Source organism: Curtobacterium sp. TC1 (assembly GCF_019844075.1).
Taxonomy (GTDB): domain Bacteria; phylum Actinomycetota; class Actinomycetes; order Actinomycetales; family Microbacteriaceae; genus Curtobacterium.
In genome coordinates this window covers 1,468,804-1,484,725 of sequence record NZ_CP081964.1, presented here as the reverse complement: position 1 = coordinate 1,484,725, position 15,922 = coordinate 1,468,804, and the positions used below count along the sequence as shown (strand labels likewise).

Annotated in this window: 17 protein-coding genes; 3 read left to right on the top strand and 14 right to left on the bottom strand. The window is 71.0% G+C overall.

Annotated features, from left to right (window positions below):
* Nucleotides 1-89: 89 nt before the first annotated feature.
* Entirely contained in the window at nucleotides 90-1,988 is a 1,899-nt protein-coding gene (locus KZI27_RS08200) for a family 43 glycosylhydrolase (protein ID WP_222660498.1), read from the bottom strand.
* 106 nt (nucleotides 1,989-2,094) lie between these two features.
* Between KZI27_RS08200 and KZI27_RS08195 the strand changes: the two genes are divergently transcribed.
* A complete protein-coding gene (locus tag KZI27_RS08195; RefSeq protein ID WP_222660496.1) occupies nucleotides 2,095-2,694 on the top strand; it encodes a dihydrofolate reductase family protein in 600 nt (199 codons plus the stop codon).
* On the opposite strand, the gene KZI27_RS08190 is transcribed toward KZI27_RS08195, so the two are convergent.
* The 9 genes from KZI27_RS08190 to KZI27_RS08150 form a co-directional block, all read right to left on the bottom strand.
* Complete coding sequence (locus KZI27_RS08190) at nucleotides 2,695-3,174, bottom strand: hypothetical protein (protein WP_222660494.1); 480 nt, start codon at nucleotides 3,172-3,174, stop codon at nucleotides 2,695-2,697.
* Between the two features lie 109 nt (nucleotides 3,175-3,283).
* Nucleotides 3,284-4,150: an ABC transporter permease gene (locus KZI27_RS08185; protein WP_222660492.1), complete on the bottom strand. Its 867-nt coding sequence runs from the start codon at nucleotides 4,148-4,150 to the stop codon at nucleotides 3,284-3,286.
* Complete coding sequence (locus tag KZI27_RS08180; RefSeq protein ID WP_222660491.1) at nucleotides 4,147-5,079, bottom strand: ABC transporter ATP-binding protein; 933 nt, start codon at nucleotides 5,077-5,079, stop codon at nucleotides 4,147-4,149. Before KZI27_RS08180 ends, KZI27_RS08185 begins: the two co-directional genes overlap by 4 nt.
* A gap of 56 nt (nucleotides 5,080-5,135) precedes the next feature.
* Nucleotides 5,136-6,119, bottom strand: a complete 984-nt coding sequence (locus KZI27_RS08175; RefSeq protein WP_222660489.1) for a hypothetical protein — start codon at nucleotides 6,117-6,119, stop codon at nucleotides 5,136-5,138.
* Nucleotides 6,116-6,463 carry a PadR family transcriptional regulator gene (locus KZI27_RS08170; protein ID WP_222660487.1) on the bottom strand — a complete coding sequence of 116 codons (348 nt, stop codon included), beginning with the start codon at nucleotides 6,461-6,463 and terminating at the stop codon, nucleotides 6,116-6,118. Before KZI27_RS08170 ends, KZI27_RS08175 begins: the two co-directional genes overlap by 4 nt.
* Nucleotides 6,464-6,644: 181 nt before the next feature.
* Nucleotides 6,645-7,187, bottom strand: a complete 543-nt coding sequence (locus tag KZI27_RS08165; RefSeq protein ID WP_222660485.1) for a cysteine hydrolase family protein — start codon at nucleotides 7,185-7,187, stop codon at nucleotides 6,645-6,647.
* 26 nt (nucleotides 7,188-7,213) lie between these two features.
* Nucleotides 7,214-7,699 (bottom strand): luciferase family protein, encoded by a 486-nt coding sequence (locus KZI27_RS08160; RefSeq protein WP_261784181.1) that lies wholly within the window; start codon nucleotides 7,697-7,699, stop codon nucleotides 7,214-7,216.
* Between the two features lie 35 nt (nucleotides 7,700-7,734).
* Complete coding sequence (locus tag KZI27_RS08155; RefSeq protein WP_261784180.1) at nucleotides 7,735-8,511, bottom strand: hypothetical protein; 777 nt, start codon at nucleotides 8,509-8,511, stop codon at nucleotides 7,735-7,737.
* Nucleotides 8,512-8,827: 316 nt separating this feature from the next.
* On the bottom strand, nucleotides 8,828-9,703 hold the full coding sequence (locus KZI27_RS08150) for an SDR family NAD(P)-dependent oxidoreductase (RefSeq protein ID WP_222660483.1): 876 nt from the start codon (nucleotides 9,701-9,703) through the stop codon (nucleotides 8,828-8,830).
* Nucleotides 9,704-9,805: 102 nt separating this feature from the next.
* Between KZI27_RS08150 and KZI27_RS08145 the strand changes: the two genes are divergently transcribed.
* Nucleotides 9,806-11,014 carry an MFS transporter gene (locus KZI27_RS08145; protein WP_222660482.1) on the top strand — a complete coding sequence of 403 codons (1,209 nt, stop codon included), beginning with the start codon at nucleotides 9,806-9,808 and terminating at the stop codon, nucleotides 11,012-11,014.
* A gap of 39 nt (nucleotides 11,015-11,053) precedes the next feature.
* Here KZI27_RS08145 and KZI27_RS08140 read toward each other — a convergent pair whose 3' ends face one another.
* The 4 genes from KZI27_RS08140 to KZI27_RS08125 are packed head-to-tail and all read right to left on the bottom strand — an operon-like array spanning nucleotide 11,054 to nucleotide 15,249.
* Nucleotides 11,054-11,935, bottom strand: coding sequence for a hypothetical protein (locus tag KZI27_RS08140; protein ID WP_222660480.1), 882 nt, complete (start codon nucleotides 11,933-11,935; stop codon nucleotides 11,054-11,056).
* Nucleotides 11,936-11,944: 9 nt separating this feature from the next.
* The gene (locus tag KZI27_RS08135; RefSeq protein ID WP_222660478.1) at nucleotides 11,945-12,502 is read right to left on the bottom strand and encodes a GNAT family N-acetyltransferase; all 558 of its coding nucleotides are present in this window, start codon (nucleotides 12,500-12,502) and stop codon (nucleotides 11,945-11,947) included.
* Between the two features lie 4 nt (nucleotides 12,503-12,506).
* Complete coding sequence (locus tag KZI27_RS08130) at nucleotides 12,507-14,264, bottom strand: AMP-binding protein (RefSeq protein ID WP_222660476.1); 1,758 nt, start codon at nucleotides 14,262-14,264, stop codon at nucleotides 12,507-12,509.
* Complete coding sequence (locus tag KZI27_RS08125; protein ID WP_222660474.1) at nucleotides 14,254-15,249, bottom strand: amidohydrolase family protein; 996 nt, start codon at nucleotides 15,247-15,249, stop codon at nucleotides 14,254-14,256. The genes KZI27_RS08130 and KZI27_RS08125 overlap by 11 nt, the downstream gene beginning before the upstream one ends.
* Before the next feature lie 90 nt (nucleotides 15,250-15,339).
* Here KZI27_RS08125 and KZI27_RS08120 point away from each other — a divergent pair, with 90 nt between their 5' ends.
* Nucleotides 15,340-15,921: a TetR/AcrR family transcriptional regulator gene (locus KZI27_RS08120; RefSeq protein ID WP_222660473.1), complete on the top strand. Its 582-nt coding sequence runs from the start codon at nucleotides 15,340-15,342 to the stop codon at nucleotides 15,919-15,921.
* Nucleotide 15,922 lies beyond the last annotated feature (1 nt).

Sequence of the window (15,922 nt, the reverse complement as noted above, 5' to 3'; positions counted from 1 at the left end):
TCGGTGCATCTTCCCATCCCGACGGGGATCGTGGTGGCCCGCGGCGTTCTCCGGATGGACGGCGTCGGCGCACCAGGCTCGGTAGCCCGTCACCGCCGGTGCGTCGCCACCGTGCTCACCCGCAGGTCGTCGAACGTGCTCGTGAACCCGGCGCCGCCGAGTGAGATGAGCCCGACCCTCGGGGCGCTGCCGAGGTCCGCCGTCCAGGTCCCGCCTCGGACGAAGTGCCGCCCGTCGACACTCGTGTACGCCGTGTACCGGTGCTCCCCGCCGACGGACCGGTGCACGATCCGGAGCGTGGTGGTGTCCCCGACCGGACCCACGACCGTGTTGCCGTAGCTCGGCGCCCCGGCCGGTTGCCCGGCCACCTGCTTGCCGAACTCCGTCTGCCGGGTGTTGAAGATCGAGTTCGACGTGAGCCGGACGTAGTTGCCGTCGTCGCCCCACACGATCAGTCCGCCCTGCACGTAGTTCTTGCCGTCGCCGGTGGCGGGGGTGTCCACCGCGACGGTCGTCTGCAGCACGTAGTCGCCACGCGGCGCCGGTTCGGACAGCACGGAGGCGAGCGGCGTCGCCGGTGGGTGGATGTCGGCGTCCTGCGTCTGCCAGCGGAACGTGCCGCTGCCGACGGTCCAGGTCGAGCGGTCGGGTTCGCGGGTCCAGCTGAGCGCCGCGGGGAGCGTGCTCCCGTCGAACGACGTCGACAACGCGCGGATGGTCCGTCCGGGCACGTCGACCGGTGCAGTGGTCGCCCGGTAGGTCGCACGCTGCCCCGGCTGCGCGACCGGCCCCGGCAGCACCGTGTCAGACGGACCCGCACCCCCGCGTACGACGGGCCAGCCGTGCCGCCAGTCGAGCGGGTCGATGAGCGCCGGCCGCTTCGTGTACGTCGGCTGCCCGGCGTAGTACGGGTCGCCGCGGTCGACCGCGTGGTAGATGATCCAGTCCTGGCCGGCGAGGTCGGTGACCACCGTGTTGTGCCCGGTGCCGACCCAGCGGTTGCCGTTCTGCGCGAGCAACGGTGTCCCGCCGACCCGGGTGCTCGTGATCGCGACACCGTCCTGGTCGGTGAAGGGTCCGAGTGGGCTGCGCGACCGTGCGACGAAGACGCCGTACCCGGTGAGTGCGCCGTTGCAGCAGTTCGTGGCGGAGCCCGTGAAGTACCACCAGCCGTCGTGGCGCATCAGGTACGCGCCCTCGTACCGGTTGTCGATCGCGATCTGCCGTTCGCTCGCGGGGTCCGACCGGAGTCCGTCGGCGCTGAGGGTGCGGACGTTGACGCCACCGAAGTAGCTGCCGAAGTACAGGTACGTGGTGCCCTTGTCGGTGATGACCTCGGGGTCGAACGCCCATCGCTGCCCGGTGCCGTTCGCGGCCGCCTGCGGAGCGACGACGGGGCCTCCGGAGTCCGTCCACGGACCGGTCGGGCTCGAGCTCGTCGCGACGCCGACCGCTGATCCCCCGCCGGTCGCTGCCGATGCCGAGGGCGTGTCCGACGCGGCGTAGTACAGGTACCAGGTGCCGGGACGACCACGCTCGCCCGCGCGGTACACGACGTCCGGTGCCCAGATGCCGTTGGCGGCCCCGACCCACGCCGGTCGTGTCGGGAACGCGTCGTTGACGTACGTCCAGTGCGTCAGGTCGGTCGACCGGTACGTCGGCACGCCGTGCTGCACGAGCGATCCGTCGGCGTTCTGCTCCGTCGCCGTCAGCGCGTCGGTCGTGCAGTACAGGTACCAGTTGCGGTCACGTCCGACCCCGCGGATCGCGGTCGGGTCGGCGCAGCTCGCCGCCGTCTCGCCATCGGGCAGGCTGAGCGCGACCGGGTTCCGGTGCGTCGGCGCGGCGGTGCCGTGTCCTGCGCTGGTGCGTCCGGTGGTCCGGTCCGCCACGGGCGCGGACGCTGCGGCGGCGCCGACCGGGAGGCCCGTGGCCGCGACCGCCGTGAGCGCCGCGACGGCGAGGATGGTTGCGACTGTTCGGCGCACGGGGTCCTGCTCTCATCGTCGAGGAAGGGCTGCGTGCGCGAGCGTACGCTCGCGGGCAGCGGACCGGGCCGGTTCCGTCCGGTTCCGCGCGACGAAGGAGTCAGCGATGCCCGCGAGGTTCGTGTACTGGATGAACGTGTCGATCGACGGCTTCGTCGAGCGCGACGAGGGAGAACTCGGCGACGTCGCTGGACCCGAGTGGATGCGGATCGACGAGCCGCTGCACCGCGAGTTCAACGCCCGCGCCGCCGCGTTGACCCTGTCCGTCGAGGGCCGGGTCGTCCGCGACGTGATGGACCCGTTCTGGCCGGACGCCCGCACCGACGGGTCGATGCCGGCGTTCATGCGCGAGTACGGCGAGATCTGGACCGACCAGCCGAAGATCCTGGTCTCACGCACCCGGACCAGCGCCGACCACAACACGCGGATCATCGGCGGCGACGACGCGATCGCGCAGCTCGCCGTCCTGCGCGAGGAGTCCGAGGGCGACATCGGCGTCGGCGGCCCGAACCTCGCGACGCAGTTGCTCGACGCGGGGCTGCTCGACGAGCTCCTGCTCTACACGCACCCCGCGGTGCTCGGCGCCGGCCGTCCGCTGTTCGATCCGCCGGCCTCGGGTGGACGGCCGCCGGTGCTGCTGGACCTGCTCGAGCAGCGGGAGTACCACAACGGGGTCACGCTGCACCGCTACCAGGTGCTGCGGTAGTCATTCCCCCGAGGGGCCTGGACCGATGATGACGAGTCGCCAGGCGCTCGGCCGGTCGCTGTCGAAGTCGTTGAACGCGACGCTGTCGACGGCCTTGCTCGACGACAGCTCGATCTGGTGCGGGCTGTCCGTGCAGGACATCGGATCGAGTTCGATGCTCTGCGATCCGCGCGCCGACACCGTCCGCACGATGCCGCGCATGTGCCCGTTGCCGTAGCAGGAGAACTCGAGGTGGTCGATCGTCCGCGAGTCCGGGAACTGCACGCGGACGCCTGGCTCGAGGTGGGCCGGGTCCTCGTCGCCGGGGCTCGTGTCGGCGCTCAGCACCCCGAGGACCGCGTCCTCGGTCTCGGTCCTCGCCTCCTGCTGCGTCTTCCACTTGGCGAGGGCCTGTTCATCGACGGGCGGCCCCGACGTGCAGCCGGCGAGCAGGGCCACGACGGCGAGCGCCGGCAGGACCAGGGCGGGGAGGTGTCGCACGGTGCGAGCCTAGCGACGCCGTGGGTCGGTCGATGCGTGCGCAACGAACGACGTCCCACCCGTCGATCGACAGGTGGGACGTCGCAGAACGCACGTGCGGTTGTTCGGGTCAGACGTCGCGCCGACGTGCGACCGTCAGCGCGAGCGCACCCACGACCAGGACCTCGCCCGCCAGGACACCGAATCCGCCCCAGCCGTTCAGGACGACACCGCTCGTCGGTCCGGCCTCCGCGCCCGAGGACGAGTACGCGAAGAGCTGGCTCCCTGCCTGGTCGGGCAGGAACCGGAACACGTCACCGACCCAGTCGGCGTTCAACAGACCCGCGACCAGCGACAAGATCACCGGCAGGACGAGCAGGATGCCGAGCGTGATCGCGATGCCACCGGCACTGGACCGGACCAGCAGACCGATGCCGTAGGCGAGCAGTGCGAGCAGCGTCACGTAGACCGACGAACCGAGGATCGGCATGAACACCGACGGGTCGCCGATCTGTGCGGTCGTGCCGTCGGAGGACAGCAACAGCGCCGACAGGAGCACGCCGATCCACGTCGACACCACGCTCACGACGAAGGTCGTCAGCGCGAGGACGGTCGCCTTCGCGAGGATCACGCCCGTACGCCGCGGGTCAGCCGTGAAGGTCGAGCGGACCTGACCGGTGCCGTACTCGCCGGTGATGATCAGGACGCCGAGCACACCGACGACGAGCGCGCTGAGCGAGACGCCGGTGGTGTTGATGCTCACGAAGTTGGCGTTCATGACGGACTGCGGAGCGTTCTCCGGCACGACCACGAAGGCGCCGAGCAGCGCCGCCATGCCGATCGTCAACACGACCAGGATCGCGTAGCACCAGATCGTCGACCGGATGCTGCGGAGCTTGATCCACTCACTGCGGACCAGGTGTGGGAACGACAGGCGGACCGAGTCCGGCACGGAAGCCGAGTGTGCCCGGGTGACGGGCGGGGTGGTGGCGCTCATCGGGTGCCCTCCGATCGGTACTCGACGTCGTCGCGGGTGAGGGCCATGTAGGCCTCCTCCAGGCTCGCGCCGGTCGGGGTGAGTTCGTGCAGGACGACACCGGCCTGGGCGGCGATGGTGCCGACCGTCGGTGCGTCGGGACCGACGACCAGGAAGGTGCCGTCCTCGCGCGGGGTGACGGTCGCGTTCGGGCCGATGGCCTGGAACAGCTGGTCGGGCGACGGCGTCCGGACGATGACCCGGCTGCCACCGCCGGCGGCGCCGGGAGCGGCTCCCCCGCCGGCGACGAACTCGGCGATCGGGGCGTCCGCCAGGACCTTGCCGCGACCGAGTACGACCACGCGGTCAGCGGTCTGCGCCATCTCGCTCATCAGGTGGCTGGACAGGAACACGGTGCGGCCGTCGGCGGCCATCCGCCGGGCGAGCTGCCTGACCCACAGCACGCCGTCGGGGTCGAGACCGTTGACGGGCTCGTCGAGGATCAGGGTCTTCGGGTCGCCGAGCAGTGCGGCAGCGATTCCCAGGCGCTGCCCCATGCCGAGCGAGAACCCGCCGACGCGCTTCTTCGCGACCGACTCGAGGCCGGTCATGTCGATGACCTCGTGCACGCGGGCCTTCGGGATGCCGTGGGTCGCCGCGAGCGAGAGCAGGTGGTTGTAGGCGCTGCGGCCCGAGTGGACCGCCTTCGCCTCGAGCAGGGCGCCGACCTGTCGGAGCGGGTCGCGGAACGTCGTGTACGGCTGGCCGTTCACCGTCGCGCTCCCCGCGGTGGGCCGGTCGAGGCCCATGATCATGCGCATCGTGGTGGACTTCCCGGCACCGTTCGGCCCCAGGAAGCCGGTCACACTGCCGGGTCGGACGACGAACGAGACGTCGTCCACGGCGGTCTTCGGACCGTACTGTTTGGTGAGGTGGCTGACTTCGATCACGGCGGCCACGCTATTGCAGCGGTGTCCGGTGGCGCGTCCGCCGGAAGGGGGATGTGTCAGGTGCGCGGGGGTCGGATTCGCTCGACCCGGCGCCGTGTCTGGTCGGTGAGCTCGAGCTTGCCGCTGCTGTGCAGGACGAGCAGCAGCAGTCCCAGCGCTACTGGAGCGGCGATGACGCCCGCGGAGCCGCTCTCGGACAGGATCCCGCGCAACTCGTTGCCGACGACCGTGAGGATGTACGGAGTCAGGCCGAGCGTGATCGTGAAGACGACCGTCCAGAGGCGCGCCACCGCGAACCCGACGGCCACGACCTCGATCGCCCCGACGGCGTACCAGGCCCACAGGTTGCCGTCCCACAGGCTCCGGCTGGTCAGCCACGCCCCCGTCAGGTGGACGACGCTGCCGTAGCTCGCGACGCCGAGCAGGAACCACCCGACCGCGGCTGCTGCGGTGTGGTGGCTGCGCAACGGTCGACCGACGAGGGCGACGACCGCGCACGCCGCGAAGAGGGCGAGCGTGCCGCGGTCGACGCTCCAGACCCCCGGGAACCGGGCGAACCAGTACGGGGTCACGACGGCAGCGAGGATGCAGACGGCCAGCGCGATCCGCCCGACCGCCCACCGACCCGCGAGTGCCGCGGCGAGGGCGACGAGCCAGAGCGCGGCGAACACGAAGCCGGTGTCGCGGAACGGCCCGACCTGCACCAGCGACTCCGGCACCGGGTTGCCGTGGATCCACGGCGCCCAGCTGCTGACGAGGAACTCGGCGAGCGCGAAGCCGGTGCCCATGGTGAGGGCGATCGTGCTGCCCGCGTCGCGGACGTGCGGCACGACGATCCGGTCCAACCGTCCGGAGACCGCGTGCCCGACGATGTCCAGCCGCTCCTGTCGCGTCGGAGCGGCACGGCCCTCGGCGTCCGCGACGTCGAGGAGCGTCCCGACGAAGGCGTCTTCGTTCGCTGCTCGCCACGTGCGCGGGTACCACCTCGTGAGCCGGCGGTACCGGTCTTCGAGCGGGGATCCGCTCCGCTGGGCGGTCATGCCGCTCCCCCGGCCGTCGCCGTCGTCGCACGCCCGAGTCGGGTGCGGAGGACGCGCAGCTTCGCGTCCAGCCGTGCGGCTTCGTCGGCCAGCCGCTGCTCGCCCTCGGTCGTGATCGCGAAGTAGCGCCGGAGTCGACCGCTGACGACCTCGTCACCGTCGCCCTGGACCAGCCCGTCCTTCTGGAGACGCTCGAGCGACGCGTACAACGTGGTGACCGCGAGTGCGACGCGGCCTTCGGACAGGTCGGACACCGCCTGGATGATCGCGTACCCGTGCTGTCGACCGCCCGTCAGGCTGGTCAGGATCCAGAAGACGGGTTCGCGGAGTTCCCCACTGCTCATGGCCAGAGCATATACCCACAGTGGGAGTATTCCCGTCACGGAACGTGCGCGAGGGATGCTCGTGCGCGCGGCGAGATCCTCAACTGAGCCGACTGGCGGACGGGAGGCGCGGGGCGGGGCCGCCACGGGCCTCCCGTCCGCTCCGCCCTGGTCTCAGGGCCCCGAACGCGCCCTGCGGACGTCAGCGGTTGAGCGCGTCGCTCGTCGTGACGGTCGCGAAGCTGCCGTCGAGCGCCGCCATGAAGGCGGCGTGGACGCTCGCGCCCGGGACGGTGACGCCCCCAGAGGTCAGGTCCGGCGCCGCGCACGCGTCGGCGACGACGGTCGCCGTGAAGCCGAGCTCGTGCGCGGCCCGGGTCGTCGAGTCGATGCACATGCTGCTCATCATGCCGACGATGGTGACCTCGTCGACTCCGGCGTCGGTCAGCAGTTCCTGGAGTCCGGTGCCGATGAAGCTGTTCGGTGCGTGCTTCTCGAGGACCGGCTCGCCGTCGACGGGCACGACCGACGGGTGGAAGTCGAGTCCCGGCATGCCCGGCACGAAGAACGTGGCGTCGGGATCGGTGGACACGTGGAACACGTGCACCACCAGGTCGCCGGCAGCGCGGAAGGAGTCGAGCACCGCACGGGCCGCGGCCGCAGCAGCCTCGGGTTCGACGAGGGGGAACGCCCCGCCCGGGAAGTAGTCCAGCTGGATGTCGACGAGGAGCAGCGCGCGGGTCATGCGGTCAGTATGGCGTGCCGCGGGCCTCAGACCGGGCCGTGTCCGGGCTGTTCGTCGCCGGGGTCGCGGGCGAAGGCCAGGCTCTCCGCGATGATCGCGAGCACGACGTCCACCTCGTGGTCGTCGCGCGGCCCGTAGACGAGGAACTCGGTGCCGTGGTCCTCGTACTGATGGGGGGTCGCCCACCCGAGAGCGGTGAGCTCGACGCCACGAGCCGCCGGCAGGCACAGGTGCACCGAGGTGTCGTCGACACCGTGCAGGTGCACGGGTTCGAGGCGCCCCTCGGGAGCGAGCGACGTCCACGGCACGACGTGGTCGGCACGGTCGCGGAGGAACAGTGCGCGCGACGACGCCGGCGAGACCCGACTGTGCCCCTCGACGACGTCCGGTAGTGCCAGGGCGTTCGCGACGAGTCGTCCCCACCGCTCCGGGGTCGCTCGGTCGGTGAGCTGACGTTGTGGCCCGTCGTCGGACACGGTCGGGCGGACACCGGGGCGAGGTGTGGAGATCACCGTTCGACGCTACCGGCGCGCTCCGCCGTCGCGGGTCACGGTTTGGCGCCGTTGCCGAACGAGCCGTGCAGGGTCGTGTCCGCGAAGGCCGTCGTGTCGATCACGGCGCGGACACGGTCGAGGACGTCCTGGTCGTCCGAGTCCACGCCGATGACGAGCGAACCGTAGTCGACGCGCATCGTGTACGGGATCGAGGCCTCGAGCCCGGTCACGTGCGGGGTCGCAGCGAGGGTCGCGAGTCCCTGCGCCACCGCGGTCGACGTCGACTCGGGGATCTGCTGGTCGAACGTGCCGTCGTAGTGGACGGTGCTCGCGATGTGATCCTCGTCCGCCGGCACGGTCAGGGTCAGGGAGACGCCGGTCCACGCCAGCTCGGTGGCCATCGTCGTCGGGACGGCTCCGGCCTCCGACGGTGTCGCGACGGGGGCCATCGTGACCGCGAACCGCGACGCGAAGTGGTTCGCCGTGACCCACCGGGTGGGACAGGTCGGGTCGGGGGTGGAGCTGGGGGTGTTCGTGGTCGTCTGCGTGGCCTCGGCGACGGACGGGAGCGCACGGACCTGTCGGAGCGCGGTGCCGACCTGGCTCGCGACCGCGGGGTCGAGGGTCGGCGCCGGGGTCTGTTCCCGTGTCGGGTCGGCTTGCTCCGGTGCTGGCACGTCGTCGCTCGGACAGGCCGCCGTCTCGGTGCCGTTCGATCCGCCGGACGACCGCAGCGCGTCGCGTGCCAGGCCCTCGACGGCCGAACACGCCGTGAGCGGCACGGTGCAGGCAAGGGTGAGGAGGAGTCCGACGACGAGACGAGAACGCACCGACCCAGTCTCGCTGCCCCGTGCTGCGTTGGGGAGCTGGACGAACGCGCTGTGTCCCGGGTGCTACGCGGCACTCGTGCGATGACGGGAGAGCTGCCCGTCCGGTGCCTGACCCGAACAGGGCCGGACGGACAACTCCTGATCCCGTTACTACGAGTTGTTCGGAACCGGGCCCCGGATCGATTGCCCGGGCGCACGAACGCGCCCACGTCGAAGTTCGGGTCGACGACGAGGGCGCGTCCTGTAACGGGTCATGAACGACCGGACTCATTCGGAGCCCCCGTTCGAGGGGTTTGGTCGTGTGCGGATCCCCGACTCAGCGCTGCTGGTCGTCCAGGTCGAGCGACGAGGTCAGTTCCGGGAACGCCCGCGCCTGCTCGTCCAGCTGCTGCGCCTTCCGCAGGACCCCCGCGACGCTGTCCGCTCCGGCCACGAGGCGCACCGGCGGCTCGGACATCTCGGTCAGGGCCAGGAGCGTCCGGGCGAGCTTCACCGGATCGCCACTCTGCTTGCCCTCCATGCCGCGGAAGAACTCCTTGGTCTGGTCCGACGAGGACCGGTAGTCGTCGAGGTGGACGTCGCCCCAGAACGTGGAGCTGCCCTCCGCGAGCAGGTCGGTGCGGAAGAAACCGGGCTCGACGACGGTGGTGTGGATGCCGAACGGCATGACCTCGTCGTGCAGTGCCTCCATCCACCCCTCGAGCGCGAACTTCGACGCGGCGTACGCGCTCCCGCCGGCACCGGCGACGATGCCCGCGGTGGAGCTGATGCTGATGACCCGACCAGAGCCCTGTGCCCGCATGACGGGGAGCACCGCACGGGTGACGTTCAGCGCGCCGAAGAAGTTCGTCTCCATCTGCGCGCGGAACTGCTCCGGGGAGACCTCTTCGAAGAACCCGCCCTGGAAGCTCCCGGCGTTGTTCACCAGCACGTCGATGCGGCCGAACCGTTCGATCGCGGCGTCGACCGCGCTCCGGACGGTGCGCTCGTCCGTGACGTCCAGCGCGACGGCGAGCAGTTCCTCGTGCTGGCCAACGACTGCCTCGTCCTGCTGTCCGACGGCTGCGAGGACGCGTTCCGGGTCCCGCCCGGTCGCGACGACGTGGTGTCCGGCGTCCAGGGCCGCACGCGCGAAGTCGGTGCCCATGCCGCGGCTGGTCCCGGTGATGAAGAAGGTCTGGGGTTCGGTCATGCTCCCAGCGAAGAACACTTCCGCGCAACGAGTGAGGCTCTGCCGAAACGGGGTCGAGCAGAACCTCCCTCCCGCCGCTCGAGCCGCCCCACCGTCAGGGACATGGACCCCCTCGTGACCACGACCCCGTCGACTCCGTCGACCACTCCGGTTGCCGACGACCGGCTGCCGTGGTTCCCGCTCGCACTGCTCGCGGCGATCGGGTTCGTGCTCGTCGCGATGGAGACCATGCCCGCGGGCCTCCTACCGGTCATCGCGGACGGCATGGGGACATCGGAGGGCACGGTGGGGCTCTTCGTCAGCGCCTACGCGATCGGCACGGTCGTCGCCACGGTGCCGGCGATCGCCCTCACCCGGAGCCTGCGTCGCAAGCCGTTGCTCGTGACGGCCATCGCCGTGCTGGTCATCGCGAACACCCTCACCGCGTTCGCGCCGAACGTGACCGTCGCGCTCGTGACACGGTTCGTCGCCGGCGCGGCGTCCGGCGTCATCTGGGGCATGTTCGCCACCTACGCGCGGCGGATCAGCCCCGCCCGGTTCGCGGGCGTCTCGCTCGCCATCGTCTCCACCGGCGCACCCGTCGGCTTCGCGCTGGGCACGCCGCTCGGGTCGTTCATCGGTACCGCCCTGGACTGGCGGTGGTCGTTCATCGGCCTCAGCCTGGTCGGGGTCGTCGTCCTGGCCCTCATCGCCGTCTTCGTGCCGGATGCACCGGGCCAGACCGGCACCGCGAAGCTCTCCGTCGTCAAGGTGTTCCGCATCCGCGGGATCGCGGTCATCCTCGCCGTCATCGCCACGTGGATGGTCGCGCACAACACGATCTACACCTACATCTCGCCGTACCTGCGGGTGACCGGTACCGACCTCAGCGCCGGGCTCGTCCTCCTCGTCTACGGCATCGCGGCGATCCTCGGCGTCGTGATCACGGGCGCGCTCCTCGACCGGCATCCTCGTCCCCTGCTGCACCTGAGCGTCGGACTGTTCGTCGTCGCCGGTGTCGTCCTGCTCGTCGGTCACGCGTCGCCGGTCGCGGTCCTCGTCGCCGCCGTCCTGTGGGGTGTCAGTTTCGGTGGTGCCTCGACGCAGCTGCAGGCGGCGCTCACCACGGCCGGAGGAGAGAACGCCGACGTCGCCAGCGCGTTCCTACCGGTCGCGTTCAACATCGCGATCTTCGTCGCCGGGGTCTTCGGAGCCGCGCTGTTGACCGTGTTCGACGGACTGGTCCTGGCCGTGGTGATGATCGTCTTCGGGACGGTCGCGGCGCTGCTCACGCTGGTGGGCCGGCGGTCGGCGTTCCCGGCGCGGCTCTAGTCGACAGCCGGCGGACGAGGCCGCCGACACCGCCACGGTTCAACCGTTGACGAGGTCGCCGTCCCACGTCAGGTCGCTGTCCTCGTCGACCGGGAACGCCTCGAACCGGTCGTCGGCCAGGACCGCGTCGACCAGGGCGCGTGACCCGGCGACGATCGTCGAGTCCCAGTCGATCTCCGACGCGAGCACCCAGGAGTGGTCTTCCGGCCAGAGCATCTGCGGGGTGTGGTGCAGATCCGCGACCGTCCCGATCCGGGCGCGGTCCAGCCACGTCGGGTCGGCGAGCTGCGGCAGGGTCATCGAGAGGAGGAGGCACTCGCGGTGCGGCCAGTCGAAGCGTTCGACAGCGAGGGCAGCACGGACCGCCGCCTGCTCGTCGTGGTGTGCCGCTCGCCGCTCGACGACGTACCGCTGCATGGACTCGATCTCCTCCGCGGTGGGCTCGTCCGGGCCCTGCCAGCCGACGGCGAGCGTCGAACCGCCGCTCAGTTCCGCCCACCCACCCCAGACCGCCGCGACCAGGTCGTCCGGCGTCGACGTGGCCTCGGCCAGGTGCTCGGTGAGCGCAGCAAGCAGGATCGGCTCGAATGAGCCTTCCTCGGGCGGGTCGACGCGCCATCCGTCCTCGAACACCAGGTCGGACTCGTTGGGCCGGCCGGTCAGGCTCCGCCACTGCACCAGCGGATGCATCGTCTTCCCGGTGCGAGCCGCGACCTCCGCCCACGGCCACACCGCCGACTCGACGTTCGGGTGGTCGCCCCACTCGTCCTCGATCGAACGGTCCTCGCGATCCGCCGACACCGGATGGAGGATGCGCGCGGCGGCCTCGAAGCCGGTTCCGACTGTCCCACCCACGGTGGCGAACGCCCCCGCCCGGGCGAGCAGCCAGGCGCCGCGGGACACGTCGGTGATCAGTTCCACGTGCCGAGCCTAGGACGAGCCCCGACCGACACCGTCCACGTGCACCGGCAGCGTCGGCAGAGCCGGGGCCGGATCCGTCGCGAGCCGAGCGTGGGTCTCCACGTCGAAGCGTTCGACGCCGTACCGCAGCTTCTGTCGCTCGATGCCCTCCGCGGCGAACCCGGCGGCGGTGGCGACCCGGCAGGAAGCGGGGTTGTTCACCCGGTGCCCGAGCTCCACGCGGAACAGCCCGACGCCGAACGCCCAGGACGAGACGCTGGCGAGCGCCGCCGTCGCGAGTCCGCGTCCGCGCGCCCCACGCGTCAGCCAGTAGGACGCCCAGGCCGTCCCGTGCCGGAACTCGATCGCGGTGAGCCCGACGTTCCCGACCGCGACACCGTCGTCCACGAGCGCCCAGTTCTTCGCGCGATCGTCGAACCCGAGCACCCTGCTGATGTGCTCGCGCGTCTGCGCTTCGTCGCGCAGATCGGCGTCGGGGAACTGCGTGTCCAGGTCCGGCGTCGTCTGCCGGGCCAGGAGCAGCGCAGATGCGTCGTCGACCGACCACGGGCGCAGCACGACCGCCATGCGATCAGCCGGCGGCCGGCGGCCGCGGACGGGACGCACGCAGTCCTGGGAACTGCTCGTCGCGCCACTCACCGTCGACGGGCACGCCGCTCACGGCCGCGCGTTCTTCGCGCTCCCGCAGCTCCACGCGTCGGATCTTGCCCGAGATGGTCTTCGGCAGCTCCGCGAACTCGACCCGCCGCACCCGTGCGTACGCCGGGAGCGCGGTCCTGGCGTAGGCGAGCACCTGTTCGGCGGTGTCCGCCGTCGCCTCGAACCCGGCGGCGAGGGTGACGTACGCCTTGACGACGTTGAGCCGGGCGTCGTCCGGGGCGGGCACGACGGCACTCTCGGCCACTGCGGGGTGCTGCAGCAGGGCGCTCTCGACCTCGAACGGCGACACCTTGTAGTCGGACGACTTGAAGACGTCGTCGGTCCGGCCGATGAACGTCAGCTCCCCGTCGGCGTCCCGGACGGCGATGTCGCCGGTGTGGAAGAAGCCGTCGCGCATCGACGCCGCGGTCCGGTCGGGGTCGCCGAGGTACTCGGCCATCAGGTTGACCGGCCGCTCGTCGAGGTCCAGGCAGACCTCGCCCTCGTCGCCGGGCTGCCCGGTCACCGGGTCCAGCAGCGTCACGGTGACACCGGGCAACGCACGGCCCATCGCGCCCGGGGTCACGGTGCTGCCGGGGGCGTTGCCGATGATCGCGGTGGTCTCGGTCTGCCCGTAGCCGTCGCGGATGGTCAGACCCCACGCTCGTTCGACCCGTTCGATGACCTCGGGGTTCAGTGGCTCTCCGGCCGACACGACCTCGCGCAGTGCCCGAGGGCGCGCACCGAGGTCGGACTGGAGCATCATCCGCCAGGCGGTGGGCGGTGCGCAGAACGTGCTCACCTCGGCGGCGTCCAGCTGGGCGAGGAGCGCGGCCGGATCGAACCGCGGGGTGTCGTGGACGAAGACGGTCGCCTCGGCGATCCACGGCGCGAAGAAGCAGCTCCAGGCGTGCTTCCCCCAGCCGGGCGAGCTGATCGCCAGGTGGACGTCCCCGGTCCGCAGGCCGAGCCAGTGCATCGTGCTGAGGTGCCCGACTGGGTAGGACGTCTGGGTGTGCACGACCATCTTCGGTTTCGAGGTCGTTCCCGACGTGAAGTAGACGAGGCAGGGATCCGAGGTCTTGGTGACCACGACCGGTCGCGACTCCCCCGCGGGCGCTGGTTCGCCGAGGTCCGACGGGTACTCCGTCCAGCCGTCCACGGCGCCGCCGATCACGATGCGGGAGAAGCCCCCGCGCACGCCGTCGTACTTCGCGGTCTCGCTGCGGTTCGTGACGACGTGCGCCACGGCTCCGCGGTCGACGCGGTCCTGCAGGTCGGCGGTGTCGAGCATCGTCGACGTCGGCAGGATCACCGCTCCGAGCTTGATCACCGCGAGCATCGTCTCCCACAGCTCGAGCTGGTTGCCGAGCATGACCAGCACGTGGTCGCCCTTCCGGACGCCGTGCTCGTGCAGGCGCACGGCCAAGCGGTCGGACCGGGCGGCCATCTCCGCGTAGCTGAGTCGCTGTTCCGAGCCGGCCGCGTCGACGATCCAGAGCGCGATGCGGTCGTTGCCGGCCGCGATGACGTCGAACCAGTCGTCCGCCCAGTTGAAGGTGTCGCCGAGGTCCGGCCACCGGAAGTCGGCACGGGCGGCATCGGCGGACTCTGCGGAGAGCAACTGGTCACGGGCAGCGCGGTACGCGGCGGTCACGTTCGGGTTGGGCACGGACCGATCATGCCGCATCCGTCTGGTCGCCGATCCCGAACAGCCGACGTGCGTTCCCCGATGTGAAGGCATCGCGGGCCACGTCCGAGGGGAACTCCTGCAGGAACGCCTCGATCTCGTCGGCGGAGGGCCGCTGGAACGGGTGGTCGGTGGAGAACAGCAGCCGATCGGGCGTCGTGACGTCGAGCGCGTGCCGGAGCAGGGTCGGGCTGAGCATGCCCGAGCTGGTGATGTGGACGTTGGAGCGGACGGTGTCGGAAACCTTCCGCTCGAGCCCGGCGACCCGCGACAGGCTGTCCGCGCGGTCGAGCCAGAAGAGCAGCAGCTCACCCCAGTGGCCCAGCACGATCTGCAGGTCCGGGTGCCGGTCGAAGGTGCCCCCGACGATGAGGCGGAGTGCCGCTCGTGCCGCCTCGAGGTGCCACCCCCACCCGAAGGTCGCCAACCCGAGCTCGACCATCGGGTCGAATCCCTCGTACGCCGCTTCGCGCAGACGCCTCGACGGGATCTGCGGGTGGATGAAGACGGGCTGCCCGAGCGATGCCGCGGCAGCGAAGAGGTCGTCGTACCGCCGGTCGTCGAGCGGCACCTCGCCGGTCCGCCCGTAGACCATCGCCCCCACGCAGCCGAGGCCGGCGGTGCGGTGCAGCTCGGTGACGGCGGCAGCCGGGTCCGCCATCGGCAGGGTCGCGAACGCACGGAACCGGTCCGGGTGGTCCGCCACCGCGGCGATCGCGATGTCGTTCGCCTGCCGACTCAGCGGGATCGCGTCCGCGGCGTCGAGCGGCTGCGCTCCGGGAGGCGCGAGCGACAGCACCTGCACGTCGATCCCCTGCTCGTCCATCGCCGCGAGCCGGGCGTCACCGAGGTCACGGAGTCGCTCGCCGTTGTCGCCGAGCTCGTCCAGCGCGGTGCTCGGGTCGCGGCGGTCCTCGGGCAGGGCGTTGACGGCGTCGGTCAGTGCCGGGTGGTTCCAGTGCTCTTCGATCGCGATCAGGGTCATCGGGTTCCTCCGTCAGGTCTCGCACCGATGCATTCGCTCATCGATGTTGAGTGAACCGTACACCTCGCTCAACACCGTAGAGTCAGGTACATGGCCAAGACCTCACGCGACGCGAAACGCGCGCAGACCGCGGAGCGCATCCGCGCGGCTGCTCGGCAGCAGTTCGGTGCGAACGGGTACGAGGGCACGACGATCCGGAGCATCGCCGCAGCAGCGGGCATCGATCCGTCGCTCGTGATGCAGCACTTCGGGTCGAAGGCAGCGCTGTTCGCGACCGCCGTGCAGCTGCCAGCCGTGTCGGACAGCGGGAGTGAGCGCGCGGCTGCCGACCACCTGCTCGACGTCCTGGGGATCCGGTTCGACGCCCTCCCCGCCGAGACGGCCGCCCTCGTCCGGTCGATGCTGACGGTGCCCGAGGCCACGGACACGATGCGCGGCTACCTCGACGAACGGGTCGAGAACCTGGCGCGGTCACTCGACGGCGACGACGCGCGGCTGCGGGCCTTGATGACCGTGAGCGGGATCCTCGGCATCACGATCACGCAGCACTTCCTGCGTCTCAGCGCGTTCGAGGGCGCGTCCCGCGACGACCTCCTCCGCGCGGCGCGGGGCTGGGTGGAGTCGCTCACGACGGAGGCCGGACCACCGAGCCCCGAGACAGATGCGTGCTGAA